We start from the raw sequence: 26,982 nt of genomic DNA on the forward strand, positions 1-26,982 counted from the left end.
AGCGGCCTGGCCGCGAAGGAGGCGTCGAGATGTCGACACGCACGAAGATCACCATCGGGGGAGTGGCCGTCGGCCTTCTTCTGATACCGCTGATCGGTTTCTGGTTCTCACTGCTGGTGGTGCTCGGCGTGCCGGCGGTCGCGTATCTGATGCTGGACCCGTCGCAGCGCCGCAGGCTGCGCAGGATCAGCCGCAAGGAGCTGGGCCGCTGATCCGGCCGGGCTGATCAGACGCGTGCGGGGTCCTGGGCCGGATGGTCCTGGCCCCGCACGCGGACGTGGTTCCAGCCCGACAGCGGTGCTTCGAGAAGCCTCAGCGGTTCGAGAAGCCCCGGAGCCCCGGCAGGAAGCCCGGTAGCCGGAAGCGGGCGGTCCGAGGGGGCCGCCTCAGGTCAGAGGGAGCCGCCTCAGGCCGGGCGTACGGCCATGAGGGGGCCGCCTCAGGCGGGGCGTACGGCCATGCCGTCGAGCGCCTTCAGCAGTTCCGGCAGTTCCGCGCCCCGGCCGACCGGCAGTACGTCCCGCGGCTCCTCGTCCAGCAGGACGAACGCCATGTCGTCGGTCCTGGCGACGAAGGACCAGCCGGGGCCGTCGGCGCGCAGCGTCCGCGCCTCGCCCGGGGCGAAGCCGGACCGCACCCTGCCGAGCGGCGGCGGTGTGTCCAGATAGCCGCGCAGTTCCTTCAGCACGCGTCGCACCCCCTCATGGGCAGGTATCGGCACGCCGTCGGCGGCTGCGGTCGCCGGCTCGTTCCCGTGCAGCTGCTCCCGCCAGGCCGTCCACTGGAGGGCGATTTCGTCCGCGCCGAGGCGCCGCTGGGCCGGGCCCCAGGACTCGGTGTCGGGCGGTGCGAGGGGTGGCCGGGGGCCGTTCTCCTCGGAGCCGGGTTCCGGTTCTGGGTCGTGCGGGGCGGGTACGCCGGGCGCCGCGACGGCGAGGGCGACCGGCCAGCCGGGCAGGGCGCACACCACGGTCCGTTCCCCCGGCGACAGGTCGTGCTCCATTCCGCAGTCCCAGGCCGCGATCGCCACGGCGACCAGGGACACGTCGTCCACCACCACCGTCCAGCGGGCGCCGACGCCGTCCTGCCCCATGACCAGCCCGTATCCGCGGTCGTACGGATCGAGCCCGAGGGCGGCACACGCTTCCGGGTAGTCGTCGCCGAGTACGGCCGGGAACCGCGCCGGTGTGAGCAGGGTGGCGGTCAGCACATACAGTGCGTCGTCGTCCACGGAGTCTTCCGTTCCGGTCACCGCGCCTCCCGAACCGATCGGTTGTCGGCGCACCCTAGCCAGTGGGCGACCCGGACGTCGAGAGTGCGGTACGACCAGGCTTTTCCGGCACTGGCGCCGGTCCGGGCGGAGTGTCGCGGTCTCGGCCGGGCCGGTGGTCAGACGGTCGGCAGGCCCAGCAGGCCGCGGGCCACGGTCTGCGGCGACTCGTTCCGCTCGCGGGCCAGCGCGATGACCGCCCGGCAGGCGAGTTCGCTGACGCCGAAGGAGAGGGCCTCCGGTGAGACCCAGTCCACCGCCTCGTCGATCCGCCGCTGATCGTCCTCCGCGCACGCCGACACATAGGTGGCGGCGGCCTCGAATATGTTGTGCGGCCGGTCCGGGGGCGGCTTCGCGGCCGGGGCGGCGGCCCGGTCCGACACATGGTCCGGTACGAGGATCCTGCGCAGTCTGCTGAACACGGGGTCCACCTTCCCTGCTGCCTGGCGTGGTGCGGGCCGCGACGGTCGTCCGGTCGTCCTGGCCGCCGTCCGGGCCGCCCTTCCAACGTACGGTCGCGGCTGCGCCGGCAGAAGAGGCCCGTCCTCATGGCAGGTGCTTTTCCGGGCCAAGGACGCTGGACCAAGGACGCGCGGGGGTGGGGCCGCGTACGCGGGGCGCGGGGCGATGGGCGCGGGGTTCAGCCGTGGCGTACCGCCAGGGCCAGGAAACGGGAGTCCTCGTCGGTGTACGACTCCAGCCGCCAGCCGGAGCCGGCCAGCAGCGGACGGAGGTTGAGCTCGGCGCGCAGATCCTCGTCCGTGATCCGTCGGCCCTGCCGGGCGGCCAGCGCCGCCCGGCCGATGGGATGGAACAGCGCCAGCCGGCCCCCCGGCCGTACGACCCGGGCCAACTCCCGCAGATTCTCCTCGGGTTGCGGGAGATGAGCGATCAGCCCCGCACCGAACACCGCGTCGAGCACCGCCGTCCGCACCGGCAGCCGGCTCACATCGGCGAGCAGCAGTCGCCCGGCGGCGCGACGGCCGGCCCGTACGGCCGCGTCGAGCATCTCCGGGGTCAGATCGACGCCCAGGACCGTGCCTCCCGGGCCCACCGCGTCCCGCAGCGGTGGCAGCGCGCGGCCCGTACCGCAGCCCGCGTCCAGTACGGCGTCACCAGGGCGCAGCCCCAGGTCGGCGACGGCGGCGGCGTAGGCCGGACCGTCGTCCGGGAAGCGCGCGTCCCAGTCCGCCGCCCGGGAGCCGAAGAATTCCTGCACATGTGTGTGGTCATGGGCCATGGGGCAATGATCCCCGGCAAGGCCGTCGCATGGCGCGCGGGCCGCCGCACTTCATTGCCCCACTTCGCCGCCCCACTTCCCGTCGGCTTTTCCCGGGGGTAACTTGTCCCAGAGGCACCCGAGAACATCCGGGATGTCCCGGATGTTCGGGAGCCTCGGAGGGCCCCCGAGGGCTTCTCACGGAGATTTTCCGAGAAATCCTCGCCGGTTCCGTCGAGGATGTCGAAATCACGGCGCGTGCTTCTACCTGTCAGTGAGAGCGCCGAGAAGGGCGCGACAGTGAGGAGAACGTCATGAAGTACATGCTGCTGATGCAGTTCAGTGCGAAGACCGCGGACTTCGCACCGCTCACGGAGTGGACCCAGGACGAGGTCAGGGCCCATATCGCCTTTATGCGGGACACGAACAGCAAGCTCTCGGATGCGGGCGAGCTGGTCACGGCGGAGGGGCTGGCGGGTCCCGAGCAGGCCAGGATCGTACGGGCGGGTGGCGACGGTTCCGCCGTCGTCACCGAAGGCCCCTTCCCCGAGACCAAGGAATTCCTGGCCGGTTACTGGATCGTGGACTGCGAGAGCGACGAGCGGGCGGTGGAGCTGGCCGCGTATGTGTCGACGGCGCCCGGCCCCGGCGGAAAGCCGCTCAACATGCCGATCGAGGTACGCCAGGTGATGGCGGGACCGCCCGAGGAGATGTGAGCGCTGACTGATACGACCCCACGCCCCGTGGAGCCCGAGCCCGATCCGAGGACGGATCCGGGAACCGGCGGGGAGGCGACGGCCGAGGACCTGCTGCGCACATTGGCGCCGCAGGTCGTCGGCGTGCTCACCCGGCGCTTCGGGGATTTCGACTCGGCCGAGGACGCCGTACAGGAAGCGCTGTTGGCGGCGTCGACGCAGTGGCCCGACGAGGGCGTGCCCCGCAATCCGCGCGGCTGGCTGATCCAGGTCGCGAGCCGCCGGATGACCGAGCGGGTCCGTGGCGAGCAGGCGCGCCGCCGTCGCGAGGACCTGGCGGCGAGACAACTGCCCACGGACCGGTGGACGGCGCCGGCCGCGGACAGTGCGGAACCGGCGGACCGGGACGACTCGCTGGTCCTGCTCTTTCTGTGCTGCCATCCGGCGCTGTCGCCCACGGCCGCGATCGCACTGACCCTGCGCTGTGTCGGGGGCCTGACCACGAGCCAGATCGCACGCGCCTTCATGGTGCCCGAGACGACGATGGGGCAGCGGATCAGCCGGGCCAAGCAGCGGATCAAGGCGTCCGGGATCCCGTTCGGGATGCCGGAGGGCGAGGAGCGCCCCGGCCGGCTCGACAACGTACTGCGTGTCCTCTATCTGATCTTCAATGAGGGATACGCCACCAGCGAGGGCCCGGATCTGCAACGGGTCGAGCTGTCCCGGGAAGCGATCCGGCTGACCAGAGCCGCTCATGAACTGCTCCCCGATGACAGCGAGGTGGCCGGTCTGCTGGCGCTGATGCTGCTCACCCACGCCAGAAGCGCCGCGCGTACCGGCCCGGCCGGTGAGCTGGTCCCGCTCGCCGAGCAGGACCGGGGGCTGTGGGACACGCGGGCCATCGACGAGGGCACCGCGCTTCTCACGGCCACCCTTCCCAAGGGGCCCCTCGGCCCGTATCAGGTCCAGGCGGCGGTCGCCGCCGTCCATGACGAGGCGGCGACGGTCGAGGACACCGACTGGCCGCAGATCCTCGCCCTGTACGGAGTGCTGGAGCAGCTGTCCGCCAGTCCGGTCGTCTCGCTGAACCGGGCGGTGGCCGTCGCGATGGTGCGCGGTGCGGACGCGGGTCTCGGCATTCTCAAGGACCTTGAGGCGGACGGCCGTCTGGCGGGCAACCACCGGTTGTATGTGGCGCGGGCCCATCTCCTCGAAATGGCCGGCGACCGGCAGGGCGCGCTGGAGAACTACCGGGAGGCGGCGCACCGTACGACCAGCCTGCCGGAACGGCACTACCTCACGCTTCGCGCCACCCGCGTCGCCGCTCCGGACTGAGGACGCCTCCTCGGAGGGCCCCTTTTCGGAGACACGCGCCGTGCCCGGGATCGGTCGGCCCGCGCGCCCTCGTCCTCAGTCGGCCGGCGCGCCCTCGTCCTCGCCGTCGCGGTCGCCCTCGGCGGCGGCCCGGATCCGCTTGCGCTGTCGTGAGGCGCGCAGATTGGCCGCGTTGCCGCAGATACGTACGTCGTGCCAGACACCGCTGTTGTTGCGCGACGTGTCGTAGAAGGCCGAGCCGCACTCGTTGTTGCGGCAGATCTTGAGGCGGGGCCAGGTCCCGGCCCGCTGGGCGAGCAGTGTCTCCGACCAGAGAGCCGACTCCAGCCAGCCGCGCCCCCGGCCGACCGGGAGCAGCCGCACCTGCCCCTGCTCGTCGGGGGCGAGCCGCACCGCGACGCCGCGATCGGAAACGGGGCGGGGCGTCGTACCGGCACCGGAGCGGGGCGTCGTGCCGACGCCGGGATCCGTGCCCGACGCCGGGGCCGTGGTGATCAGCCGCTCGAAGGATTCCCGCAGGTCGCGCAGAGCCCGGGGGTCCGACGGGGACAGCGCGCAGTCGGGGGAATCGAGGCCGTGGATACGGGCCCACTCCCCGGCGGCGCCGGTCAGCCACCGCTCGGCGGCCTCGTGGTCGGCGAGCAGATCGGGCGCGTACTCCTTGATCGCACGGGTGTTGATCAGCTCCTGCACCAGCGCGAGTCCGGCAGGAGCCTGGCGTACGCGATATCGCTCACTGGCTGCCCATGACATAACCGAATCGTACTTGACTATGTCACGGCGGGCGAGCAGGCTGATGACAGAGGCTATTGGCTTACGCCTCTGTCTGTTTTATGAGGCCTCCGTCCATTTCATGAGGAGAGAGCGACATGACCACCGTCATTGGAGCAACCGCCCTGGTCACCGGGGGGCAGCGCGGCCTGGGCAGGGCCTTCGTGCGGGAACTGCTGGACGCGGGGGCCGCCAAGGTCTACGCCACGGCCCGTACGCCCGTCGCCGAGAGCGACCCCCGGATCGTCCCGCTGGCGCTGGAGGTGACCGACGAGGACTCGGTCGCCGAGCTGGCGCGTACGGCCGACGATGTCTCCATCGTCATCAACAACGCGGGGATCTCGGGCGGCGGCCCGCTCACCGAAGTCGGCGCCGACGAGGTCAGGGCCGTCTTCGAGGCCAATGTGTTCGGCGCGCTGCGCGTTGCCCAGGCATTCGCCCCGGTGCTGGCGGCCCGTGGTGGCGGGGCCCTCGTCGATATTCACTCGGCGCTGTCCTGGGCGGCCGGAGCCGGTGTCTACGGTGCGACGAAGGCCGCTCTGTGGTCGCTCACCAACTCGCTCCGGCTGGAACTGGCGCCCCAGGGGACCCAGGTGGTGGGTGTTCATCTCGGATACACGGACACCGACATGACGCGTGAGCTGGATGTCGTCAAGAACGATCCGCGGGAGGTGGCACGCGATGTCGTCGCCGCGCTGGAGAAGGGCGAGAGCGAGGTCCTCGCCGACGAGGTGAGCCGTGCCTTCAAGGCCGCGCTGTCCGGACCCGTCGAGGGGCTGAGCCTTCGGCCGGTCGCCTGACCCGGCTGACGCCGTGATCGCCGCGCGGCGTGGGCCGGCGTGGGCGTGGCCTGGCAGGGGAGGGACCCGGCAGAGGTGGGGCCCGGCAGAGGTGGGTCCTGGGCGGGGAGGGTGGCGGCACCGAGTCGTGCCGCCACCCTCCCGCAGGTCAGTCCGCGATGTCCGCGTACGCCAGCACCTTGTCGATCTTCACCCGTACCACCATTTCGCCCGGCACCCCGTTGCGCTCCCCGAACTCCCGCGCCCGGTCCTGCCCCATGTACCGCGCGGCGATCCTGGTCGCCCAGGCGCGCAGCTGGTCCGGCTCCTCGTCGATCTCGGCCCGCCCGTTGATCACCACGAAGGAGAACGGCGGACGTTCGTCGTCCACGCACAACGCCAAGTGGTCGTCGCGCAGCAGATTGGCCCCCTTCACGGTCTCCCTGCCGGTGTTGAAGACAAGATCGTCGCCGTCCAGTACGAACCAGATGGGCGCGATATGCGGGCTCCCGTCTGCCCGTACGGTGGACAACTTGCCGGTGCGCGTTCCTTCCGAGACGAAGGCGCGCCACTGCTCCTTGCTCATGTTTGTCGCCATGTCCGCATTTTCCGCTGACAGGCCGGCCGGCGCGACGCGGCGCTCCCTGGGACCCGCTTGCCCGGGAGCGGTCGGTGCGGAAGGCTACGGGCGTTGCGGGACCATGGGGAACACTTGAACGGGGAGGAACGACAATGCCGTTGGAAAAGGGACTCGACTGGTTGCTCGACGACCTGACCGAACGGGTCGAGCACATCAAGCACGCACTGGTGCTGTCCAACGACGGTCTGGTGACAGGGGCCAGCACCGGGCTGGCGCGCGAGGACGCGGAACACCTCGCGGCGGTCTCCTCGGGGCTGCACAGCCTCGCCCGGGGATCGGGGCGGCATTTCCGGGCCGGTCAGGCCAGGCAGACGATGGTCGAGTTCGACGAGGCACTGCTGTTCGTCACCGCCGCCGGTGACGGCAGCTGCCTGTGCGTACTGACGGCGGCCGAGGCCGATGTCGGCCAGGTCGCCTACGAGATGACGCTGCTCGTCAACCGGGTCGGTGAGCACCTCGGTGTCGCGGCGCGACAGCCGGGAGACACCAGCCTGAGTGGTCTCTGAGACCTCTTTGGCCCCCTGGGCCTCTGAGGTCCCTGGAGCCTCTGAAGACTCCCAGCCACTCCCAGCCTGAAGCCGGATTCTCGGCCCGATGCGGGAGTTGTCCACGATCCGGGAGTTATCCACAGGCTCGGCGAAGAAAGCCGCTGTCGCGCTACGGTCGTCACCGAGAGTAGTTAAGCCTCACGGGGGAGGACCATCATGTCCGTCAGCGATGCTCAGTCACACGCCCGGCACCACATCGCCGGGGAAGCGGATACGTTCGCCGTCGCGGCGACCGCCGAGGCGGTGGACAGCGCGGGGAAAGGGCCCCGGGCCGTCGGCGCCGACCGGGCCGCGCGGGAACTGGACCTGCGGCGAGGCGAGTTCGAGCTCGCCGTACGGCTCGGGCACATCCGTACCATCGCCACCGCCGGCGTGACGACCGCCGGCTCGACCGCCGGGACGACCCTGGGGCGGCGGCAGGTCACGCGGCAGGAGATCGACCGTCTGCGGGCGGCGGAGGGATTCCCGCACACTCTGCGCGAGCGGGTGCGGACCGTGGGCACCGCCGAGGGGGCGGCGCTGATGCCCGTCAGCCCGGGGCGCTTCACACAGCTGGCCCGATCGGGGTTCCTCGTGCCGGTGCGGTTCTATCTGAATCGGTACCGAGCGGTCGTATGGCTGTATCTGGCCGATGAGCTACGATCCTTCGCCGCCAGGGAACCAGGGCTGCTCACCGGACGGTTCCCACGGCCGCTGCGGGCCGGACCGGGGGCGGGGGAGGACTGGCGGCCACGCAACTGGCGGGGGCGGCGTATCGGTGAGTTGCTGCATGAGAGCGGGGACCCCTGGGAACGGGCCGCCGTTGTGGGCTGTGTGCTCGATCCGGTCCAACTGGCCGAGCTGGTGGCTGATCCGTACGAACGCGCCTATCTGGACCGGCTGCGACCGGACCTCGGCCACGGCCGTCCCGAGTCGGAAGCGGCGCGGACGGCGGTCCGGCGTGTGCTGGTGGCGGATCACCCGGACGAGATCCAGTGGCACCGCGCCAGTCTTGACACGCTGCTGACGGCGGCCCGGCGCGCACGCGCCGCACCGCGCCCCGGCAGCTCCCCGTCGCACAACAGGGGTCCCGCCCGGCGGTACGACGGGACAGTACCGACCCCGGCAGCCGCACCCGCACCCGCACCCGCACCAGCACCGGCACCAGAGCTCGCGCCCGCACCCGAGATCGCACCGACAGGACCGGAACCCGGGCCGACAGGGCGGGAATCCGGGTCGACGCCGGTGGCACACGAGCCGCCGCGCGAGGGCGGTCACCGGGGGCTGCTGACCCGGCTGAGGACCAGGGGGAAGAGAAGTCACCGCTCCGGGGTCCGGAGCTGAGCGGTGGCGTCCGCGGAGCCCGGCGGGACGGGGCACGGGGGTCAGGAGGTGACGCGCAGGACGAGCTTGCCGCGGGTCCGTCCCCGCTCGCCCCGACGGTGCGCCTCGGCCGCGTCCGCCAGCGGAAGGACGTCCTCCACCTCGACCTTGGCGACGCCCCTGTCGATCAGCTCGGCGATCCGGGTCAGGGACGCGCCATCGGGCTCAACGAGGAAGGCGCTCGTGCGTACGTCCCGCGCGAGGGCCGCGTCATGAAGCTCGGGGGAGACGCCGGAGGGCACGGCGACGAGGACGCCACCCGGCCGCAGGGTCATGAGGGAGCGGGTGCTCGTCGCGTCGTGTTCGTCCCCTACGAGATCGATCACCACATCGATGTCGCGCACGACGTCCTCGAACCGGACCGCCGTGTAGTCGATCAGCTCGTCGGCGCCGAGCGAGCGCAGCCAGTCGTGTTTGGCGGCGCTCGCCGTGCCGATGACATGGGCACCGAGGTGCTTGGCGAACTGCACCGCGAAGTGGCCCACGCCGCCCGCGGCGGCGTGGACGAGGACGCGCTGTCCCGGCCCGATCCGGGCGGCGTCGACGAGCGACTGCCACGCGGTGAGCGCGGCGAGGGGTACCGCGGCGGCCCGGTCGTGGCCGAGCGAGGCGGGCTTGCGGGCGAACTGGCGGGCGGGCGCGGTCACATACTCGGCGTAGCCGCCCGCCTGCCGGGGGAACCACGGCATGCCGTACACCTCGTCGCCCACCCGAAGGGTGTGGACACCGAAGCCGACCTCTGACACGACGCCCGAGACATCCCAGCCCAGCACGAAAGGAGGTTCCCCCAGAACACCGGCCATTCCGCCGCCCGCGCGGGTCTTCCAGTCGACGGGGTTCACCCCCGCCGCGTGGACGCGGACCTGTACCTCGGTCGGCAGCGGCTGCGGCCGGGCCTGCTCGGCGAGCCGCAGCACCTCGGGGCCGCCGAAGGTGTCCTGGGTGATCGCGCGCATGCTTCTGGTGTTGCTGCTCATCGCGGTTCTCCTGTGGTGCGTGCCGGGGCGCCTACGCACTCGCGGCTGCTGCTGTCCAACGTCCGCAAGCTATCCCCGGAGGGCCGCGCCGGCGATCGGCGCGCTGGAGAACACGGAGGAGGCCCGCCTGTGTCACTGCCGGAGGTGACTCACCACATTGACCACCCGGCCATTGGGATCGGTGACGAAGAACCGCCGTACCCCCCACGCCTCGTCCCGCAGGGGGTAGACGATCTCGGCGCCGCTCGCGACGACCGCCGCGTACACCGTGTCCACGTCGTCCACCTCGATGCTCAGATCGGGGACGACGGCGACGGACTCGTCGTGCCGCATCAGCGTCAGCTGCGCGCTGGGCTGGGAGGGGGAGGCGAGCGTCATGACCCAGCCCAGGTTCATGACTTCTTCCAGTCCGAGGAGCCCGTAGAAGTCCCGGCTCTCCTTCATGGCCTCGGACCGAATGTCGGGTACGACTCTGCGGACGGACATCGGTGGCTCCTGTCAGTGACTGCGGGCGGTCCCGCGTGCCCCATCCTTCCCCCAACCGGGGCCCGGTGTCCGTCGTCAGGGCCGGGCGTCGCCGGTGACGATGGTGCGTTCCGTGGAGAACTTGCCCCAGTTGCCATCGGGCAACTTGGCGCGGATCTTCACCCGGTAGGTCTCGCCGGCCTTCTTGCTCGCGTACACGCTATAGCTGGCCCGGCCCTTCGGAGGCTCGCCGCCCCAGATCAGGGTCGTCGCGAACTTCCCGTCGAGATAGATCTGGTAGGAGGGGACCTCGCCGCCGGTCTTCGGCGCCAGCCAGGACAGATCCACGTAATAGGCACCGTCGGCGGCGTGTGTCGTGGCCCGGAAGTCGATCGGCGCGGTGTCGGGATCGTCGCCGGGGCCGCTCGGGGTGGTGATCTCCACGGCCCGGCTGGCGGGCGAGGTGTTGTCGGCCGCGTCCCGCGCGGTCACGGTGAAGCTGTAGTGGGTCCCGGGCCGCAGCTGGGTGATCCGTGCGCCGGTCGCGTCCCCGCCGACGCTATGGATCTTGGAGTCGCCCTGGTAGATGTCGTACGAGGTGATGCCCTGGTCGCCCGCCGCCGGGGCCCAGTTGAGCTGGGCGCCCCGGGCGCCGTCGCTCTTGCCGGTCACTCCGGTCGGCCGGGCCGGGGCCTCCTTGTCCTCGGTGACCGCGGCCGGCGTGGTGACGGCCAGTTCGCCGCTGGGCGGGGAGACGGTGCCTTCGGCGCCCCGGGCCCGGACGCTGAAGGTGTAGGCGGTCGACGGCTTCAGACCGGTGACATCGATCATGGTCTGGCCGGCCGGGACGTCCTTGACCTTTGTCTTGCCCCGGTACACCTCGTATCCGCTGACTCCGTCCTTGCCGGGGGCCGGCTTCCACATGACATGGACGGAAGTGGCGCTCCCGGCCTGGGCCGTGACGCCGGCCGGCGCCGAAGGCGCCTTCGGCGCCTCGTCGTTGGAGCCGCACGCGCCCAGGGCGAGGACGGCGGCGGACGCGAGGGCGGCAAGGCAGAAGGTCCTTCTCATGGCCGTGTCCTCCACCTGGGGGCAATGGTCTAGACATATATGACACAGGTGTCGGGTGCACATCAAGGGGGAGGCGGTATTCGATGACGGATCATCACGAGATCCACGCGCCAGGGCGCCGGCGCGGACAGGTGCCGAACGGGAGATTCCTCGCCGCACCCGGTGCTGTCGCCTCGGACGAGGGGCCCGGCAGGGGCTCTTGCGCGCCGCCGGGGCGGACATCCTCATCGACGATCTGGGCATCTTCGGCGGCCGGCCCGCGCTGGAGAGCAGCGATGCGGGGTGGCGGCGATGCGGGTCGACGGCGGATACGCGGAAACATCGACTCGATCGTTCCCTGACCGGGACACCTTCCGGCCCCGGTCAGGGAACGATCGAGTGGCGATGCGGAAAGTGGGTCAGTCTATCCGGTGCACCAGCTGGTTGGTCAGCTCGTAACGGGCTCCGACGATGGCCAGCTTGCCCTCGGCCACCTTGGCCGCGAGGTCGGGCTCGGCGGCGAGGCGCGCACGGACCATCTTGACGTTGGCGCTGACGGTGGCGTCGACGCGAGCGTCGCCGTGCTGGGAGTGATCGATGGCGGGCTTGATCTGGTCGGCCAGGTACTGGATGTGGTTCGGCAGCCGCTCGCCGGTCTCCTCGGCCTCGACCGCCGCGGCGACGGCGCCGCACGACTGGTGGCCCAGGACCAGGACCAGCGGGATCGCCAACTCCAGCACGCCATAGGCGATGCTGCCGAGGACGGCCTCGTCCAGGACCTCGCCGGCCGACCGTACGGTCATCAGGTCGCCGAGACCCTGGTCGAAGGCGAGCTCCGGCGGCACCCGGGAGTCGATGCACCCGAGGACGACGGCGAAGGGATGCTGGCCCGTCGCCAGGGTCTGCCGCAGGGCGGCGGTCTCGTGCGGGTGCTGCTGGCGGAAGGTTCGCCAGCGCTTGTTGCCCTCGGAGAGCTCCTGAAGTGCCTGGTCGGGGGTGGTCGGGCGGGCGCTGCTCGGCCGAGTGACAGCCGCACCCGCGGAGGGCGCGGCAAGCGTCACTCCCGCGGTGGCCGCGCTTCCCGCCAGGGCCGCGCGAAGCAGCGTTCTCCGGGGGGTTCCCGTGGTCATGGGGGGTCTCTGTGCTCTGGTCAATATCACGGCCGGAGACTATCCGTGACAACCTTGGCCAACGATTTCACTTGGTGATCTGTTGACCAGCTCTTGAGCCAACTGTGGCTCAAACATGACGGGTTCGGTGTGCGCTCAAGATCCGTTCCCTCGCCGTTCAGCCCTTGGAGCCTGCCGGGGAGGCCGCCCGATTGTGGTTGCATGGGTTCGGTGAATCGACAGACGATGCCTACGGCCGATGACATCCCCATGTGTGATGTCCGGCGTCGCGGCAGGGATGACCTCGACGCGTGCGTGCGGGTCCTGGGTGAGGTGCACAAGGCCGACGGGTACCCGGTGAACTGGCCCGAGCACCCCATGGGCTGGCTCGCCCAGCCCGCTCAACTCGACGCCTGGGTAGCCGAATTGGACGGCCAAATCGTCGGCCATCTCGCCCTCTGCCCGGCGGGCGAGGGCGATGTCGCCCCCGCGCTCTGGAGCAGCCGCGCCGGTACCACCCTCCGCGAGATCGCTGTGGTGAGCCGCCTGTTCGTCGCCCCCTCGGCGCGCGGTCACGGCATCGGCGCCCTGCTCATGGCCCAGGCGGCGCGGGAGGCCAGACGGCGCGGGCTGCACCCGGTGCTGGACGTCGTGTCCACCGACGCCGCCGCGGCGGCACTTTACGAACGCATGGGCTGGAGCCTGCTCGCTGTTGTCGATCAGCGCTGGAGCCCGGATCAGACGGTCACAGTCCGCTGCTACGCCGCCCCCGCCTGATCCGACAGCCGCACCACGACGTGGCGGATCATCCTCATACCGGAGGCCGGGCAGTGACACGGATGGGGGAATTTTCCTGACCCACCGAAGGCCTCACCGTCGCCCCCGCCCCCGCCGCCGGGGAGCGGGCCGTCACGCGCTCAGCGCACCAGGCGCCGCGTCGAACTGCGTACCACCAGTTCCGGCTGGAGGACGACGGAGTGATGCGTGTGGTGCCCGGCGTCCGGGCCCGTCTCGTCCATCAGCATCTCCGCCGCCGCCCGCCCCATCGCGTCGGCCGGCTGCCGTACGGACGTGAGGGGTACGACGGCCGCCGCCGCGAACTCGATGTCGTCGTAGCCGACGATCGACACATCGCCGGGCACATCCACCCCGGCCCCGTACATCGCCTGCAAGACCCCCAGCGCGAGTAGGTCATTGGCGCAGAACACCGCGGTGGGGCGCTCCGTGAGTCCCAGCAGCCGGGCCCCCGCGTCGATACCCGACGCCACATCGAGCCGCGCCGACTCCACCTGTCGCAGGGCCTGTTCCGGCAGACCCGCGTCGCGCAGCGCCATCAGCGCGCCGGTACGGCGGTCGCGGCACTGGGGGAGCGACATCGGCCCGCTGATATAGGTGACGGAGCGGTGCCCGGCGGCCAGCAGATGCCGGACGGCGAGCGCGCCACCGGCCACGTCGTCCACCGATACGGAGCACCCCTCGGTGGCGGGCACCGCACGGTCGACATGGACGAACGGAATGCCCCGCCGCGCGAAGTCCCGTACGTTGCCGCCCGTCGTGTCGGCCGGGGTGAGCAGCACGCCGCGCACCCGCTGCTCGGCGAAGAGCCCCAGATACTCCGCCTCCTCGGCCGTGCTGCCCGCGCTGTTGCAGAGCATCACGCCGAGCCCCGCCTCACGCGCCGCCCGCTCGGCTCCCTTGGCGACCGCGACGAAGAAGGGGTTGGCCATGTCGAGCACCAGGATGGCCAGAATGCGGCTGGTACCGACCCTGAGCTGCCGGGCCGTCTCGCTCCGTACGAAACCGAGCTGCTCTATCACCGCCCGCACCCGCACCCGGGTCTGTTCCGACACCTTCTCGGGGCGGTTGAGCACATTCGAGACGGTGCCGACCGAGACCCCCGCCAGCCGGGCCACGTCCTTGATACCGACCGTCTGCACCACGCGCCCTGCCCGTTCTGTCACATCTCGTTGGTTCCCCTGACCGAGTTGACCATCCTAACGGGGGACGCGCACCCGGTCGGATATATCACCCACAGGGGTGCCAGCGCAGACATGTCACCACGGGCCTGTCCCACCAGAGACCGCCCGTCCCCAGAGACCCAGAGACACGTCAGAGGAAACCCAGAGACAGGTCAGCGCCGCGCGCCCACGCCCGCCAGCAGCTCGGCGGCGCGGTCCCAGCCGGCCCGGTCCCCGGTCGGCTCGTAACGGCGCGGCTCCAGCGTGGCGCGGAGCAGGGTGCGCAGCTCGGCGAGACCGCCCCGGACGACGCCCGCGGCGCGCGCCTGGACGAGTACGTTGCCGAGCGCGGCGGCCTCGGCCGGACCCGCAACGACAGGCAGCCCGCAGGCGTCGGCGGTGAGCCGGCACAGCAGTTCGTTATGGGCACCGCCGCCGACGACATGCACCGTGTCCACGGCCCGGCCGGACAGCCGCTGGGCGTCCTGGATCGCCCTGCGGTGCGCGAGCGCCAGGGAGTCGAGGACACAACGGGTGATCTCGGCCGGACTCTCCGGTGCCGGTCCGCCCGTGCGGCGGCAGGCGTCCCGGATACGGTCCGGCATACCGCCGGGCGCGAGAAACGCCGGATCGTCCGCGTCCACGAACGACCGCAGGCCCGGCACCTCCGCGGCCTCCCGCAACAGCCGGTCGAGCCGCTGCGGCGCGCCCTCGGCCTCCCAGGTCCGCAGACACTCCTGGAGCAGCCACAGCCCCATGATGTTGCGCAGATAGCGGACCGTGCCGTCGACGCCCAGCTCGTTCGTGAAGTTGGCGCGCCTGCTCTCCTCGGTGAGTACGGGGGCCTCCAGCTCCAGTCCCGCCAAGGACCAGGTGCCGGTGGCGACATACGCGAACCGGTCCCCGGAGGCGGGCACCGCGGCGACCGCGGACGCGGTGTCATGCGAGCCGACGGCCGTCACCGGCACCGGGCCGGTCAGCCCGGTCTCGGCGAGCACGTCCGGGAGCAGCCGTCCCGCCGGATCGCCCGGACCGCGCAGCGGCGCGAAGAGCGTCAGATCGATGCCGAGCGTGTCGGCGACGGATCGTGACCACTCCCGGGTCCGGGGGTCGATGAGCTGGGTGGTCGAGGCGTTGGTGAGTTCGGTCCCCACCTCGCCGGTGAGCCAGTACGCGATCAGATCGGGGATCAGCAGCAGTCGCCGCGCGGCCCCCAGCGCGGCGCTGCCCCGCGCGGCGGTGAGCTGGAACAGCGTGTTGAACGGCAGGTACTGCAGGCCCGTCGCCCCGTACAGCGCGGACGGCGACAGCACAGCGCCGACCTTGGCCGCCTCGCCCTCGGTACGGCCGTCCCGGTAGTGCACCGGATTGCCGAGCAGCGCGCCGGAGGCGTCAAGCAGCCCGTAGTCGACGGCCCAGGTGTCGATCCCGACACTCGCGGGCGCGCGCCCCGCCGCCGCGCCGGCCGCCCGCAGACCGTCCAGCACGCCCCCGTACAGCGACAGGATGTCCCAGTGCAGCGTGCCCGCGGTCCGTACCGGCCGGTTGGGGAAGCGGTGGACCTCCTCCAGACGCAGCGTTCCCGTGCCCCGGCCGGAGACCCACCCGACCATGACACGGCCGCTGGACGCGCCGAGGTCGACGGCGGCGAAAGGGAGCGGTTCTGTGGATGGCACGGCTGACCTCGTCGGAACTCGTCGAACAGCGGGGGGAGACAGGCGGAGACCGCGGGGGGAGAGAGACAGGCGGAGACCCCGGGGAGTGAGAGCGGCGGGAAAGGGGGCGATCGGAGCGGGGCAGCCACGTCGGCCGCCCGGCCCCCGCCCGCCCCGCTCCGCCATGACTCAGCGCAGGAACGCCGCGGCGACCCCCGCGTCCACCGGGACATGCAGCCCTGTCGTGTGGCTCAGCTCGCCGCCCGTGAGCGCGAACACCGCGTTGGCCACATGCTCGGGCAGCACCTCCCGCTTGAGGATCGTCCGCTGCGCGTAGAACTCGCCCAGCTTCTCCTCCTCCACGCCGTACACCGCCGCGCGCTCCGCGCCCCAGCCGCCCGCGAAGATCCCGGAGCCGCGCACCACCCCGTCGGGGTTGACGCCGTTGACGCGGATACCGAGACCGCCCAACTCGGCGGCGAGCAGCCGTACCTGATGGGCCTGGTCGGCCTTGGTCGCGGAGTAGGCGACGTTGTTCGGGCCCGCGAACACCGCGTTCTTGGAGGCGATATAGACGAGGTCGCCGCCGAAGCCCTGATCGGTCATCACCCGGGCGGCCTCGCGGGAGACCAGGAACGAGCCGCGCGCCATGATGGAGTGCTGGAGGTCCCAGTCCCGGGCGGTGGTCTCCAGCAGCGGCCTGGAGATCGAGATACCGGCGTTGTTGACGACGAGATCCACTCCGCCGAAGGCGAGCGCCGCCGCGTCGAACGCGTCCTTGATCTGGTCCTCGTCGGTCACATCGACGCTCACCGCGACGGCCTTGTCCGCGCCGCCCAGTTCGTCGGCGACCACCTTCGCGCTCTCGGTGTTGAGATCGGCGACCACCACACACGCGCCCTCGGCCACCAGCCGGTGCGCGATGGCCCGGCCGATCCCGGAGCCCGCGCCCGTCACCAGCGCCACCCGGGAGGCCAGCGCCTTGGGCGCGGGCATCCGGCGCAGCTTGGCCTCTTCCAGCTCCCAGTACTCGATGCGGAACTTCTCGGACTCCTCGATCGGCGCGTACGAGGAGACGGCCTCGGCGCCGCGCATCACATTGATGGCGTTGAGATAGAACTCCCCGGCGACCCGGGCGGTCTGCTTGTCCTTGCCGAACGAGAACATGCCCACGCCCGGCACCAGCACGATCGCCGGGTCCGCGCCGCGCATCGCCGGCGAGTCGGGCGACGCGTGCCGCGCGTAGTACGCCCGGTACTCCTCGCGGTACGCGGTGTGCAGCTCCGCGAGCCGCTCCCGCACCCGCTCCAGTGGCGCGCCGGCCGGCAGATCGAGAACGAGCGGGCGGACCTTGGTGCGCAGGAAGTGGTCCGGGCAGGAGGTGCCCAGGGCCGCCAGCCGCGGATGCTCCGCGCGGGAGAGGAAGTCGAGGACCGGTCCGGAGTCCGTGTAGTGGCCGACCTGGCGCCGGTCGGTGGAGGCGAGACCGCGGATCAACGGGGCGAGCGCCGCCGCCCTGGCCCGTCGCTCGGCCTCCGGCAGCGGCTCGTACCCCGGCTGTACGGGGCCGAACGGCTCGGGCGCCCCGCGCTCGGCGAGAAACGTCTCGGCCGTGCGGATGATGTGCAGGGAGTTGCGTTCGCACTCCTCGGAGGTGGCGCCCCAGGCGGTGATGCCATGGCCGCCCAGCACACAGCCGATCGCCCGCGGATGGGCTTCCTTGACCGCGGCGATGTCCAGGCCCAGCTGGAAGCCGGGGCGGCGCCAGGGCACCCAGATCACGGTGTCGCCGAAGCACTCGGCGGTCAGCTTCTCGCCGTCGGCCGCGCAGGCCAGGGCGATCCCCGAGTCGGGGTGGAGATGGTCCACATGGGGGGCGTCGACCAGCCCGTGCATCGCGGTGTCGATGGACGGGGCCGCCCCGCCCTTGCCGTGCAGGCAGTAGTCGAACGCGGCGACCATCTCGTCCTCGCGCGCCACCCCCGGATAGACCCGGGTCAGCGCGCGCAGCCGGTCGACCCGCAGCGCGGCCAGGCCGCCGGCGGTGAGCGTGCCCAGGTCGCCGCCGGACCCCTTGACCCACATCAGTTCGACGTCGTCACCGGTCACCGGGTCCGGGGCGGATCCCTTGGCCGAGGTGTTGCCGCCGGCGTAGTTGGTGTTGCGCGGATCGGCGCCGAGCCGGTGCGATCGGTCGAGCAACTGGGCTGCCACAGGGTGGATATGGGGCTGGTCGGTCATCATGTCCCTCTGTGAGGTGCGGTCTTCGCAAGGGGGGTACGGGGTGAGCGTTCAGGCTCCCCAGCCGGCCTGGGTGCCGCCGATCCGCTCGGCGGCGATCTTCTCGCCGTAGCCGGACGCGTGATAGGCGGCGACGGGGTCGGCGTCCGCGCCCAGTTCGGCGCGGACCTCGGCGACCAGCGGGCGTACGTCGGTGTTGAAGGCGTCCATCAGCGCCGCGTTCGCCGCCAGCACGTCGCCGGAGCGCTGCGCCGCGTCCAGCGCGTCCGCGTCCACCAGCAGCGCCTTGGCCGTGGCCTCCTGGACGTTCATCACCGACCGGATGATCGCGGGGATCTTCTCCTCGATGTTGTGGCACTGGTCGAGCATGAACGCGGTCCGCTCGGTGAACCCGCCGCCCTTGATCACCTCGTACATGATCCGGAACAGCTGGAAGGGGTCCGCGGCCCCGGCCATCAGATCGTCGTCCGCGTAGAAGCGGGAGTTGAAGTCGAACCCGCCGAGCTTTCCCTCGCGCAGCAGCAGCGCGACGATGAACTCGATATTGGTGCCCGGCGCGTGGTGCCCGGTGTCGACCACGACCTGGGCCTTCTCACCGAGCTTGAGGCAGTGCGCGTAGGCGGTGCCCCAGTCCGGGACGTCCGTGGCATAGAAGGCGGGCTCGAACAGCTTGTACTCCAGCAGCATCCGCTGCCCCTCGCCGAGCCGCTCGTACACCGTGGCGAGGGCTTCGGCCAGCCGGCCCTGGCGGGCGGAGATGTCGTCCTGGCCGGGGTAGTTGGTGCCGTCGGAGAACCACAGCTTCAGATCGCGCGAGCCGGTGGCGTCCATGATGTCCACGCACTCCAGCAGATGGGCCAGGGCCTTGCGCCGGACCGCGGCGTCCGGATGGGTCACGGATCCCAGCTTGTAGTCGTCGTCCTGGAACACATTGGAGTTGATCGCCCCGACGCGCAGGCCCAGTTCGTGCGCCTCGGCGGCGAGCGCACCGTAATCGTCCACGCGGTCCCAGGGGATGTGCAGGGCGACGGTGGGAGCCACGCCCGTGTGCGCGTGCACCCGGGCCGCGTCCGCCAGTTTCTCCCGCGGGGTCCGCGGCACGCCCGGCTGTGTGAACACCTTGAAACGGGTGCCCGAGTTCCCGAACGCCCACGACGGCGTCTCGACAGCCTGTGACTTCAGCGCGTTCTTCACAGCGGACACGGCGGATCGACCCGTCATCTCTCAGCGCTCCCGTGGTGCGGACTCGGCGGGCGAGTCGGTGCAGCGATTCCTTATGAATCGTTTCATCGCGGTGAAGCTATGGGAGTCCCCGGTGCGTGTCAACCCTTTCCGCATCGCCTCGGGTTGTGCGTGAAGCACTCCCTGGATTCAACGGAAAATGTCGCGCACAGCCCATTGACGCCGTCGGTAGTGGCCGTTTAGCTTCCGTGCAACCTCATTGAAACCTTTCACGGCGGGTCATGCCACGAGTCCCCACCGCTGAGGAGCCCTCATGAACCAGCCCGCCACGGACCCCGCCCCGGTCCTGGCCCTCAAGGATGTGAGCAAGTCCTTCGGCGCCGTACGGGCCCTGCGGGACGTCTCCCTGCGACTGTTCCCCGGTGAGGCACACGCGCTCGCCGGGGAGAACGGCGCGGGCAAGTCCACCCTCATCAAGACACTCGCCGGGGTGCACAGCCCCGACGCCGGCGAGGTGGTGCTCGACGGCGAGGCCGTCGTCTTCCACGGCCCGGCCGACGCCAGGGACGCCGGTATCGCCGTCATCTACCAGGAGCCGACGCTCTTCCCCGATCTGTCCATCGCCGAGAACATCTTCATGGGCCGTCAGCCGCGGCGCGCGCTCGGCCGTATCGACCGCCGGGCCGTACGGGACACCACCGCGGCCCTGATGAAGCGCCTCGGTGTGGAGCTGGACCCGGACCGGCCCGCCCGCGGGCTCTCCATAGCCGACCAGCAGATCGTCGAGATCGCCAAGGCGCTCTCCTTCGACGCGCGCGTCCTCATCATGGACGAGCCCACCGCGGCCCTGACCGGCGGTGAGACCGCCCGGCTGTTCTCCGTCGTGGGGACCCTCAGGGCCGAGGGAGCCGCCGTCCTGTTCATCTCCCACCGACTTGAGGAGATCTTCGGGCTCTGCCAGCGGGTCACCGTCCTGCGCGACGGCCGCCGGATCTCCTCCGAGCCGCTGGCCGGACTGACCGAGGACGACCTCGTGCGCTCCATGGTGGGCCGGGATCTGGGCGACCTGTACCCCAAACAGTCCGTGGACGCCGGGGAGATCGCCCTGTCGGTGCGCCGGCTGACCCGGGAGGGGGTGTTCCGCGACATCTCCTTCGAGGTGCGCAGGGGCGAGATCGTCGCCCTGGCCGGACTCGTCGGGGCGGGCCGCAGCGAGGTGGCGCAGGCCGTCTTCGGTGTCGACCGGGCCGACGCGGGCGAGGTGGTGGTCGACGGACGTACGCTCCCGGCCGGTTCACCGACCGCCGCGATGGACGCGGGACTCGCGCTCGTCCCCGAGGACCGCAGACAGCGCGGACTGGTGATGGACCTGTCCATCGAACGGAACATCGCCCTCACCGGACTCGACCGGCTCGGCAGGGGCGGCATGGTGCGCCGGGCCCTGGAGCGCGGCCGGGCCGCCGACTGGGCCGTACGCCTCCAGCTCAAGTACAACCGGCTCGCCGACCCCGTCGGCGTCCTGTCCGGCGGCAATCAGCAGAAGGTCGTCCTCGCCAAATGGCTGGCGACGGAACCGGCCGTGCTCATCGTCGACGAACCCACCCGGGGGATCGATGTCGGCACCAAGGCGGAGGTGCACCGGCTCCTCTCCTCCCTGGCCGCGGAAGGACTCGCCGTCCTCATGATCTCCTCCGACCTGCCCGAGGTGCTCGGCATGGCCGACCGGGTGCTGGTGATGCACGAGGGCCGGCTCACCGCCGAGATCCCGCGCGCCGAGGCCACCGAGGAAGCCGTGATGGCCGCCGCCACCGGGCGGCGCGGGAGGGCGGCGGCATGACCACCCTGATGGACGAACCCACGACGACCACCAAGGACGACGGCTCGGCGCGCTCGCTCGTCGACGCCGTGTTCCGGGCCCGCGAGATCAGCATCGCGGGAGCGCTGGCGCTGCTCGTCCTCGGCACCTGGATCGCCAACCCGCGCTTCCTCGACGACCAGGGCGTCAAGGACCTCCTCCTGAACGCCTCCATCCTGGTCCTGCTCGCCGTCGGCCAGTCCGTGGTCGTCGTCACCCGCAATATCGACCTCTCGGTCGGCTCGGTCGTCGGTCTCTCCGCCTTCGCCTGCGGCAAGTTCGTCGCGGGCACCGAGCACGGCGTACTCACCGTCATGCTGCTGGGTATCGCCCTCGGCGTGGCCTGCGGACTGGTCAGCGGCGCCCTGGTGAGCTTCGGCAGGGTACCGGCGCTCGTGGTCACCCTCGGCATGCTCTACATCATCCAGGGCCTCGACTACTGGTGGGCGCAGGGCGAGCAGATCAGCGCCAACGACGTCCCCGGCCCGGTCCTCGGCCTGGGCAGCGGGGGCATCCTCGGCATCCCCTATCTGCCCCTCATCGCGCTGGCCCTGCTGGCCGCCACCGCGTACTACCTGCGCGGCTACCGCTCGGGGCGTGAGCTGTACGCGATCGGCTCCAACCCCGAGGCCGCCCGGCTGGCCGGCGTACCGATCCGCCGCCGGATCCTCGGCGCGTACGCCTTCTCCGGTGCCGTCGCCGGATTCGCCGGTGCCCTGTGGCTCGCCCGCTTCGGCACCGTCGTCGCCGACAACGCGCACGGCTGGGAACTGACCGTCGTCAGCGCCGTGGTCGTCGGCGGCGTGGCCATCACCGGCGGCACCGGCACGGTCTGGGGAGCCGCGCTCGGCGCGTTGCTGCTCACCACCATCGGCAGCGCGCTGGTCGTCCTGAAGGTCGACTCGTTCTGGCAGGGCGCCATCACCGGCGCGCTGCTCCTCGCGGCCATCACCGTCGACCGGATCGTGTCCCTGCGCATGACAGCCGCACTGAGGAAGAGGAGCGCCCGGCATGGGAATGGCGCCTGACACACAGACCGCGCCGCGGCCACCGGCCAAGGCACCGGCGCCCCGCGTCACGACGGCGGGCGAGTTCGTCAGGTCCGTCGGCCTGCGCTGGGACACCGCGGTCGGCGCCCTGCTGGTGGCGGTCTTCGTCGTCGGCCTCGGCACGACCGACGGCTTCGCGTCCGGTGAGAACCTCGCCTTCGCCTTCAACGACATCGCGGAAGTCGCCCTGATCGCGCTGCCCATGACCCTGCTGGTGGTGGCCGGACAGGTCGATCTGTCCGTCGCCTCGATGCTGGGGCTCGGCAGCGCGCTGACCGGCGCCCTGTGGAACGCGGGCTGGGCGTTCGAGCTGATCGTGCCCGTCGTTCTGCTGGTCGGCGTCGCGGGTGGTCTCCTCAACGGCTGGCTGGTCACCCGCGTCGGCCTGCCCTCGCTCGCCGTCACCATCGGTACGCTCGCCCTCTACCGGGGTCTCGCCTCGGTCGCGCTGGGCAGCGACGCCGTCACCGACTTCCCCCAGACGTACGCCAGTTGGGCCGTGGACACCACCACGATCCCCGGCACCTTCATCACCTATCCCATCGCCCTGTTCAGCACACTGGCCGTGGCGACCGCCGTCCTGCTGCACTCCACCGCCTTCGGCCGGTCGCTGTTCGCGATCGGCGCGCAGGAGGAGGCCGCCTACTTCGCCGGGATCAGGGTCAAACGCTTCAAACTGATCCTCTTCGTCGTCACCGGGGTGTTCGCCGCCTTCGCCGGGATCGTCTTCACCCTGCGCTACGGCAGCGCCCGCGCCGACAACGGTCTCGGGTTCGAGATGCTCGTCATCGCCGCCGTGCTGCTCGGCGGCGTCGACTTCGACGGCGGCAAGGGGACGCTCTTCGGGGCGGTCGCCGGTGTGCTGCTCATCGGAGTCCTCAAGAACCTGCTCACGCTGAACGATGTGCCGAACGAGGTCCAGGTCATCGTGACCGGTCTGCTGCTCGTCGCCTCCGTCCTCACCCCGCGCGTCATCGCCACCGTGATCGAACGCCGGCACCGGCGCGCGGCGGGCGCCGCGCCCGAGTCCTGAGCACGCGCGCGCCGGCACGTCTCCCGCACGCTCCCGCACGTCCCTGAACCCCCCCCGCATGGCCCCGAGTCCGCCGTACCTCCCGAAAGGCATCCGCCCGCCATGATCACCCGAATCGCAGCCCGACGCCGTGCGGCCGTCACCGCCGCCACCGCCTGCGCCCTCGCCGTCGCACTGACCGCCTGCTCCGGCACCACCAAGGACAGCGCCGAGAAGGACACCACGAACGCGGGCACCGCGGCGAAGGCCGACCCGAACGCCCCCCTCAAGAAGGGGCTCAAGCTCGCCTTCCTGCCCAAGCAGATCAACAACCCGTACGAGAAGATCGTCGACGAGGCGGGTATCGCCGCCGCCGAGGAGTACGGCGCCACGGGCAAGGAGGTCGGTCCCTCCGACGCCAGCGCCTCTTCCCAGGTCTCGTACATCAACACCCTGATCCAGCAGCGCCAGGACGCCATCCTCATCGCGGCCAATGACCCGAACGCGGTGTGCGGCCCGCTCAAGCAGGCCATGAAGAAGGACATCAAGGTCGTCGCGTACGACTCGGACACCGCCAAGGACTGCCGGCAGCTCTTCATCAACCAGGCCAGCTCCGAGGAGATAGGCCGGAGTCTCGTCCAGCACCTGGGCGAACAGATCGGCTACCAGGGCAAGATCGCGATCCTCTCGGCCACCCAGAACGCCACGAACCAGAACACCTGGATCGAGTTCATGAAGGACGAGCTGAAGCTGCCCAGGTACAAGAACATGCGACTCGTCAAGGTCGCGTACGGCGACGATGCGGACCAGAAGTCCTTCCAGCAGACCCAGGGCCTGCTCCAGGCGTATCCCGACCTCAAGGGCATCATCTCGCCCACCACCGTCGGCATCGCCGCCGCCGCCCGCTACCTCGGTGACTCCTCGTACAAGGGCAAGGTCGTGCTCAACGGCCTGGGCACCCCGAACCAGATGCGCAAGTACGTCAAGGACGGCACCGTCGAGCAGTTCTCGCTCTGGAACCCCGAAGAGCTGGGCTATCTGGGCTCGTACGCGGCCGCGGCCCTGGCCTCCGGTCAGATCACCGGTGCCGAGGGAGAGAAGTTCAAGGCGGGCAAGCTCGGTGAGTACACCATCGGCAAGGACGGCGAGATCATCCTCGGTGAACCGACCGTCTTCGACAAGGGCAACATCGACAAGTTCGACTTCTGAGCGGGGCGACACCCGCGTCGCCCGGGACGGCGTTGTCTCGTTCATGTATCACCGGACGTCGACCGGCATCACACCCTCGCCCCCGCGGGTGATCGACGTCCGGCTCCCGACCTGAGGCACCACCCCGTCCCGAGGCACGAAGGAACCGCCATGACCACACGCACCCCCGCCGTCGCCCGTAAGCCCAGGATCGGCCTGGTCGCCGGGGGACTCGGCGCCTACTGGCCGCAGTTCCCCGATCTGCTCCCGCAACTCCAGCGCTCCGCGGACCGAGTCACCGAACGGATGCGGGAGTTCGACGCCGAGGTCGTCGACGTCGGCTTCATCTCCGACGCCCAGCAGGGGGCCGAGGCCGCCGAAAAGCTGCGCGCCGCCGACTGCGATCTGATCGTCGGCTTCCTCACCACCTATATGACGGCCACCATGCTCGTGCCCATCGCACAGCGCAGCGGCGCGCCGGTCCTGCTGATCAACCTCCAGCCCACCCCGGCCATGGACCACGCCTCGTTCGACACCGGACAGTGGCTGGCGTACTGCGGCGCCTGCCCGCTGCCGGAGATGGCCAACGCCTTCGAACGTGTCGGCGTGCCGTTCCGCTCCGTCTCCGGCCATCTGGAGGACGAGCGCGCCTGGCAGCGCATCGGCCGCTGGATCCGCGCCGCCGGGGTCCGCGCGGTGCTGCGGAACGGCCGGCACGGTCTGATGGGCCATCTCTACCCAGGGATGTACGACGTGTCCACGGACCTCACCATGGTCCCCGGCCATCTCGGCGGCCATGTGGAGGTCGTCGAATTCGACGATCTGCGGGTACGGGTGGAGCAGGTCGAGGACGACGACCTCAGGGCCAAACTGGACGAGACCCGGGCGCTCTTCGAACTCGCCGACTCCGTGGTCGAGGAGGACCTTCGCTGGGCCGCCCGTGTCGCCGTCGGCCTCGACCGGCTGGTCGAGGACTTCGACCTGGACTCCCTCGCGTACTACCACCGCGGACTCGACGCCGAGATCCATGAACGGCTCGGCGCGGGCATGATCCTCGGCTCCTCGCTGCTCACCGCCCGTGGTGTCCCGGCCTGCGGTGAGTACGAACTCCGCACCTCCCTGGCCATGCTCGTCGCCGACCGGCTCGGCGCGGGTGGCTCGTTCACCGAACTCCAGGCCCTGGACTTCACGGCCGGTGTGGTCGAGATGGGCCACGACGGCCCCGGGCACCTCGCCATCAGCGCGCGCAAGCCCCTGCTGCGCGGGCTGGGCGTCTACCACGGCAAGCGCGGCTGGGGGGTCTCCGTCGAGTTCGACGTACGGCACGGACCCGTCACGCTGGTCGGGCTCGGACAGAGCCGCGACGGCCGCTACCGGCTGGTCGCCGCCGAGGGCGAGGTCGTCCCCGGCCCGCATCTGGAGATCGGCAACACCACCTCGCGTGTCGACTTCGGCTGCGACCCGGGGGAGTGGACCGACGCCTGGAGCGCGAGCGGGGTCGGCCATCACTGGGCGCTGGCCACCGGCGCACTGCTGCCCGAGCTGCGCGCGCTGTCCGGGCTGACCGGCCTGGAGCTCGTGGAAGTCTCCGTCTGATGCGGCGTCCGGTGGGAATCAAGGACGTGGCCGGCGCGGCCGGTGTCTCGGTGGGCACCGTCTCGAATGTGATCAACCGCCCCGAGTCCGTGACCGAGGAGACCCGCCGGCGCGTTCTGGCCACCATCGAACGGCTCGGCTACGTACGCAGCGAATCCGCGCGGCAGTTGCGCGCGGGCCGCAGTCGTATTCTGGCCATGCTCGTGCTCGACATGGCCAATCCGTTCTTCGTGGCGGTGGCCACGGGCGCGGAACGCTCCGCCCGCGCCGCCGGACTCGGCGTGATGCTGTGCAACAGCGCGGAGAGCCCCGCCGAGGAGGCCACCTACCTCAATCTCTTCTCCGAACAGCAGGTACGGGGCGTGCTGGTCACCCCGGCCGATATGAGCGGACGCAACCTCGACACCTTCCGGCGCCACGGCATCCCGTTCGTCCTCGTCGACCGCATCGTGCCCAGCGCGGACGGCTGTTCGGTCTCCGTCGACGATGTGGCGGGCGGCGCCCTGGCCGTACGCCATCTGCTGCGGCGCGGCTGCCGCGAGATCGTGTACGTCAGCGGTCCGATGCATCTGGCGCAGTGCCGCAACCGCCGCGAGGGCGCGCTGACCGCCCTCGCGGAAGCGGGGCTGCCGCCCGGGGCGCTGAGGCATATCGAGGCCGCGCGGCTCGATGTCGCGGCGGGCCGGGACGCCGGGGCGCGGCTCCTCGGTATGGAGTCCCGGCCGAGCGCGGTGTTCTGCGCGAACGACCTGCTGGCACTGGGCGTGCTGCAGACGCTGTACCACGCGGGGATACGGGTGCCCGAGGATGTCGCCCTCGTCGGTTACGACGACATAGAGTTCGCGTCCGCCGCGGCCGTACCGCTGACGTCGGTGCGCCAGCCGGCCGTCCGGCTGGGCGTGGCCGCGGCGGATCTGCTCATCGAGGAGACCGGCGACGACGCCGCGCGCCATGAGCACCGGCGCATCGTGCTGCAGCCCGAGCTCGTGGTGCGGGCCTCCACGCTCGCCCGGACGCACCCGTGAA

Annotated in this window: 26 protein-coding genes; 13 read left to right on the forward strand and 13 right to left on the reverse strand. The window is 71.0% G+C overall.

Annotation, left to right across the window (positions count from 1 at the left end; genetic code table 11):
- The first annotated feature begins 29 nt into the window (after nucleotides 1-29).
- Nucleotides 30-212 carry a hypothetical protein gene (locus M1203_RS15945; protein WP_249950353.1) on the forward strand — a complete coding sequence of 61 codons (183 nt, stop codon included), beginning with the start codon at nucleotides 30-32 and terminating at the stop codon, nucleotides 210-212.
- A 227-nt stretch (nucleotides 213-439) separates the two neighbouring features.
- Here M1203_RS15945 and M1203_RS15950 read toward each other — a convergent pair whose 3' ends face one another.
- The 3 genes from M1203_RS15950 to M1203_RS15960 all read right to left on the reverse strand — a co-directional run bounded on the left by M1203_RS15950 (nucleotide 440) and on the right by M1203_RS15960 (nucleotide 2,510).
- Complete coding sequence (locus M1203_RS15950; RefSeq protein ID WP_249950354.1) at nucleotides 440-1,252, reverse strand: hypothetical protein; 813 nt, start codon at nucleotides 1,250-1,252, stop codon at nucleotides 440-442.
- Between the two features lie 137 nt (nucleotides 1,253-1,389).
- A complete protein-coding gene (locus M1203_RS15955; protein ID WP_249950521.1) occupies nucleotides 1,390-1,653 on the reverse strand; it encodes a hypothetical protein in 264 nt (87 codons plus the stop codon).
- A gap of 257 nt (nucleotides 1,654-1,910) precedes the next feature.
- A complete protein-coding gene (locus tag M1203_RS15960) occupies nucleotides 1,911-2,510 on the reverse strand; it encodes a class I SAM-dependent methyltransferase (RefSeq protein WP_249950355.1) in 600 nt (199 codons plus the stop codon).
- A 293-nt stretch (nucleotides 2,511-2,803) separates the two neighbouring features.
- Here M1203_RS15960 and M1203_RS15965 point away from each other — a divergent pair, with 293 nt between their 5' ends.
- Nucleotides 2,804-3,205 carry a YciI family protein gene (locus tag M1203_RS15965; protein WP_249950356.1) on the forward strand — a complete coding sequence of 134 codons (402 nt, stop codon included), beginning with the start codon at nucleotides 2,804-2,806 and terminating at the stop codon, nucleotides 3,203-3,205.
- Between the two features lie 27 nt (nucleotides 3,206-3,232).
- Nucleotides 3,233-4,519 carry a sigma-70 family RNA polymerase sigma factor gene (locus M1203_RS15970; RefSeq protein ID WP_249950357.1) on the forward strand — a complete coding sequence of 429 codons (1,287 nt, stop codon included), beginning with the start codon at nucleotides 3,233-3,235 and terminating at the stop codon, nucleotides 4,517-4,519.
- 75 nt (nucleotides 4,520-4,594) lie between these two features.
- Here the strand turns inward: M1203_RS15970 and M1203_RS15975 are convergent, their stop codons facing one another.
- Complete coding sequence (locus tag M1203_RS15975; protein ID WP_249950358.1) at nucleotides 4,595-5,272, reverse strand: CGNR zinc finger domain-containing protein; 678 nt, start codon at nucleotides 5,270-5,272, stop codon at nucleotides 4,595-4,597.
- 116 nt (nucleotides 5,273-5,388) lie between these two features.
- Between M1203_RS15975 and M1203_RS15980 the strand changes: the two genes are divergently transcribed.
- On the forward strand, nucleotides 5,389-6,090 hold the full coding sequence (locus M1203_RS15980; protein WP_249950359.1) for an SDR family oxidoreductase: 702 nt from the start codon (nucleotides 5,389-5,391) through the stop codon (nucleotides 6,088-6,090).
- A gap of 148 nt (nucleotides 6,091-6,238) precedes the next feature.
- Here M1203_RS15980 and M1203_RS15985 read toward each other — a convergent pair whose 3' ends face one another.
- Complete coding sequence (locus tag M1203_RS15985) at nucleotides 6,239-6,667, reverse strand: PPOX class F420-dependent oxidoreductase (RefSeq protein ID WP_249950360.1); 429 nt, start codon at nucleotides 6,665-6,667, stop codon at nucleotides 6,239-6,241.
- Between the two features lie 134 nt (nucleotides 6,668-6,801).
- Between M1203_RS15985 and M1203_RS15990 the strand changes: the two genes are divergently transcribed.
- Both M1203_RS15990 and M1203_RS15995 read left to right on the forward strand, forming a co-directional pair.
- Nucleotides 6,802-7,215 (forward strand): roadblock/LC7 domain-containing protein, encoded by a 414-nt coding sequence (locus tag M1203_RS15990; protein WP_249950361.1) that lies wholly within the window; start codon nucleotides 6,802-6,804, stop codon nucleotides 7,213-7,215.
- 198 nt (nucleotides 7,216-7,413) lie between these two features.
- Nucleotides 7,414-8,580: a DUF6397 family protein gene (locus M1203_RS15995; protein ID WP_249950362.1), complete on the forward strand. Its 1,167-nt coding sequence runs from the start codon at nucleotides 7,414-7,416 to the stop codon at nucleotides 8,578-8,580.
- Between the two features lie 41 nt (nucleotides 8,581-8,621).
- Here the strand turns inward: M1203_RS15995 and M1203_RS16000 are convergent, their stop codons facing one another.
- The 4 genes from M1203_RS16000 to M1203_RS16015 all read right to left on the reverse strand — a co-directional run bounded on the left by M1203_RS16000 (nucleotide 8,622) and on the right by M1203_RS16015 (nucleotide 12,241).
- Nucleotides 8,622-9,596, reverse strand: coding sequence for an NADP-dependent oxidoreductase (locus M1203_RS16000; protein WP_249950363.1), 975 nt, complete (start codon nucleotides 9,594-9,596; stop codon nucleotides 8,622-8,624).
- A 132-nt stretch (nucleotides 9,597-9,728) separates the two neighbouring features.
- Nucleotides 9,729-10,082, reverse strand: coding sequence for a VOC family protein (locus tag M1203_RS16005; RefSeq protein ID WP_129766339.1), 354 nt, complete (start codon nucleotides 10,080-10,082; stop codon nucleotides 9,729-9,731).
- Between the two features lie 75 nt (nucleotides 10,083-10,157).
- On the reverse strand, nucleotides 10,158-11,132 hold the full coding sequence (locus M1203_RS16010; RefSeq protein WP_249950364.1) for a fibronectin type III domain-containing protein: 975 nt from the start codon (nucleotides 11,130-11,132) through the stop codon (nucleotides 10,158-10,160).
- 398 nt (nucleotides 11,133-11,530) lie between these two features.
- A complete protein-coding gene (locus tag M1203_RS16015; protein WP_249950365.1) occupies nucleotides 11,531-12,241 on the reverse strand; it encodes a carbonic anhydrase in 711 nt (236 codons plus the stop codon).
- A 225-nt stretch (nucleotides 12,242-12,466) separates the two neighbouring features.
- Between M1203_RS16015 and M1203_RS16020 the strand changes: the two genes are divergently transcribed.
- On the forward strand, nucleotides 12,467-12,997 hold the full coding sequence (locus tag M1203_RS16020; RefSeq protein WP_249950366.1) for a GNAT family N-acetyltransferase: 531 nt from the start codon (nucleotides 12,467-12,469) through the stop codon (nucleotides 12,995-12,997).
- A 140-nt stretch (nucleotides 12,998-13,137) separates the two neighbouring features.
- On the opposite strand, the gene M1203_RS16025 is transcribed toward M1203_RS16020, so the two are convergent.
- The 4 genes from M1203_RS16025 to rhaI all read right to left on the reverse strand — a co-directional run bounded on the left by M1203_RS16025 (nucleotide 13,138) and on the right by rhaI (nucleotide 19,295).
- Nucleotides 13,138-14,160 (reverse strand): LacI family DNA-binding transcriptional regulator, encoded by a 1,023-nt coding sequence (locus tag M1203_RS16025; RefSeq protein WP_249950522.1) that lies wholly within the window; start codon nucleotides 14,158-14,160, stop codon nucleotides 13,138-13,140.
- Between the two features lie 191 nt (nucleotides 14,161-14,351).
- Nucleotides 14,352-15,854, reverse strand: coding sequence for a rhamnulokinase family protein (locus tag M1203_RS16030; RefSeq protein WP_308404875.1), 1,503 nt, complete (start codon nucleotides 15,852-15,854; stop codon nucleotides 14,352-14,354).
- Nucleotides 15,855-16,022: 168 nt separating this feature from the next.
- The gene (locus M1203_RS16035) at nucleotides 16,023-18,074 is read right to left on the reverse strand and encodes a bifunctional aldolase/short-chain dehydrogenase (protein WP_249950367.1); all 2,052 of its coding nucleotides are present in this window, start codon (nucleotides 18,072-18,074) and stop codon (nucleotides 16,023-16,025) included.
- Between the two features lie 51 nt (nucleotides 18,075-18,125).
- Complete coding sequence (gene rhaI / locus M1203_RS16040; protein WP_249950368.1) at nucleotides 18,126-19,295, reverse strand: L-rhamnose isomerase; 1,170 nt, start codon at nucleotides 19,293-19,295, stop codon at nucleotides 18,126-18,128.
- Nucleotides 19,296-19,569: 274 nt separating this feature from the next.
- Here rhaI and M1203_RS16045 point away from each other — a divergent pair, with 274 nt between their 5' ends.
- The 6 genes from M1203_RS16045 to M1203_RS16070 all read left to right on the forward strand — a co-directional run bounded on the left by M1203_RS16045 (nucleotide 19,570) and on the right by M1203_RS16070 (nucleotide 26,981).
- Nucleotides 19,570-21,093 (forward strand): sugar ABC transporter ATP-binding protein, encoded by a 1,524-nt coding sequence (locus M1203_RS16045; RefSeq protein ID WP_249950369.1) that lies wholly within the window; start codon nucleotides 19,570-19,572, stop codon nucleotides 21,091-21,093.
- The gene (locus M1203_RS16050) at nucleotides 21,090-22,139 is read left to right on the forward strand and encodes an ABC transporter permease (RefSeq protein WP_249950370.1); all 1,050 of its coding nucleotides are present in this window, start codon (nucleotides 21,090-21,092) and stop codon (nucleotides 22,137-22,139) included. Before M1203_RS16045 ends, M1203_RS16050 begins: the two co-directional genes overlap by 4 nt.
- The gene (locus M1203_RS16055; protein WP_249950371.1) at nucleotides 22,123-23,193 is read left to right on the forward strand and encodes an ABC transporter permease; all 1,071 of its coding nucleotides are present in this window, start codon (nucleotides 22,123-22,125) and stop codon (nucleotides 23,191-23,193) included. Before M1203_RS16050 ends, M1203_RS16055 begins: the two co-directional genes overlap by 17 nt.
- Nucleotides 23,194-23,295: 102 nt before the next feature.
- On the forward strand, nucleotides 23,296-24,381 hold the full coding sequence (gene rhaS / locus M1203_RS16060; RefSeq protein WP_249950372.1) for a rhamnose ABC transporter substrate-binding protein: 1,086 nt from the start codon (nucleotides 23,296-23,298) through the stop codon (nucleotides 24,379-24,381).
- Nucleotides 24,382-24,531: 150 nt separating this feature from the next.
- Nucleotides 24,532-25,956 carry an L-fucose/L-arabinose isomerase family protein gene (locus M1203_RS16065; protein ID WP_249950373.1) on the forward strand — a complete coding sequence of 475 codons (1,425 nt, stop codon included), beginning with the start codon at nucleotides 24,532-24,534 and terminating at the stop codon, nucleotides 25,954-25,956.
- A complete protein-coding gene (locus tag M1203_RS16070) occupies nucleotides 25,956-26,981 on the forward strand; it encodes a LacI family DNA-binding transcriptional regulator (protein ID WP_249950374.1) in 1,026 nt (341 codons plus the stop codon). The genes M1203_RS16065 and M1203_RS16070 overlap by 1 nt, the downstream gene beginning before the upstream one ends.
- The last annotated feature ends 1 nt before the right edge of the window (nucleotide 26,982 follow it).

Source organism: Streptomyces sp. 35G-GA-8 (assembly GCF_023534745.1).
GTDB lineage: Bacteria > Actinomycetota > Actinomycetes > Streptomycetales > Streptomycetaceae > Streptomyces.

Coding starts and splice junctions, on each gene's coding strand:
- M1203_RS15995 (WP_249950362.1), top strand. CDS start 7,414: ATGTCCGTCAGCGATGCTCAGTCACACGCCCGGCACCACATCGCCGGG.
- M1203_RS16005 (WP_129766339.1), bottom strand. CDS start 10,082: ATGTCCGTCCGCAGAGTCGTACCCGACATTCGGTCCGAGGCCATGAAG.
- M1203_RS16070 (WP_249950374.1), top strand. CDS start 25,956: ATGCGGCGTCCGGTGGGAATCAAGGACGTGGCCGGCGCGGCCGGTGTC.
- M1203_RS15960 (WP_249950355.1), bottom strand. CDS start 2,510: ATGGCCCATGACCACACACATGTGCAGGAATTCTTCGGCTCCCGGGCG.
- M1203_RS16015 (WP_249950365.1), bottom strand. CDS start 12,241: ATGACCACGGGAACCCCCCGGAGAACGCTGCTTCGCGCGGCCCTGGCG.
- M1203_RS16010 (WP_249950364.1), bottom strand. CDS start 11,132: ATGAGAAGGACCTTCTGCCTTGCCGCCCTCGCGTCCGCCGCCGTCCTC.
- M1203_RS16055 (WP_249950371.1), top strand. CDS start 22,123: ATGGGAATGGCGCCTGACACACAGACCGCGCCGCGGCCACCGGCCAAG.
- M1203_RS15945 (WP_249950353.1), top strand. CDS start 30: ATGTCGACACGCACGAAGATCACCATCGGGGGAGTGGCCGTCGGCCTT.
- M1203_RS16050 (WP_249950370.1), top strand. CDS start 21,090: ATGACCACCCTGATGGACGAACCCACGACGACCACCAAGGACGACGGC.
- rhaI (WP_249950368.1), bottom strand. CDS start 19,295: ATGACGGGTCGATCCGCCGTGTCCGCTGTGAAGAACGCGCTGAAGTCA.
- M1203_RS15980 (WP_249950359.1), top strand. CDS start 5,389: ATGACCACCGTCATTGGAGCAACCGCCCTGGTCACCGGGGGGCAGCGC.
- M1203_RS16035 (WP_249950367.1), bottom strand. CDS start 18,074: ATGACCGACCAGCCCCATATCCACCCTGTGGCAGCCCAGTTGCTCGAC.
- M1203_RS16000 (WP_249950363.1), bottom strand. CDS start 9,596: ATGAGCAGCAACACCAGAAGCATGCGCGCGATCACCCAGGACACCTTC.
- M1203_RS16045 (WP_249950369.1), top strand. CDS start 19,570: ATGAACCAGCCCGCCACGGACCCCGCCCCGGTCCTGGCCCTCAAGGAT.
- M1203_RS16020 (WP_249950366.1), top strand. CDS start 12,467: ATGCCTACGGCCGATGACATCCCCATGTGTGATGTCCGGCGTCGCGGC.
- rhaS (WP_249950372.1), top strand. CDS start 23,296: ATGATCACCCGAATCGCAGCCCGACGCCGTGCGGCCGTCACCGCCGCC.
- M1203_RS15985 (WP_249950360.1), bottom strand. CDS start 6,667: ATGGCGACAAACATGAGCAAGGAGCAGTGGCGCGCCTTCGTCTCGGAA.
- M1203_RS15975 (WP_249950358.1), bottom strand. CDS start 5,272: ATGTCATGGGCAGCCAGTGAGCGATATCGCGTACGCCAGGCTCCTGCC.
- M1203_RS15990 (WP_249950361.1), top strand. CDS start 6,802: ATGCCGTTGGAAAAGGGACTCGACTGGTTGCTCGACGACCTGACCGAA.
- M1203_RS15965 (WP_249950356.1), top strand. CDS start 2,804: ATGAAGTACATGCTGCTGATGCAGTTCAGTGCGAAGACCGCGGACTTC.
- M1203_RS16065 (WP_249950373.1), top strand. CDS start 24,532: ATGACCACACGCACCCCCGCCGTCGCCCGTAAGCCCAGGATCGGCCTG.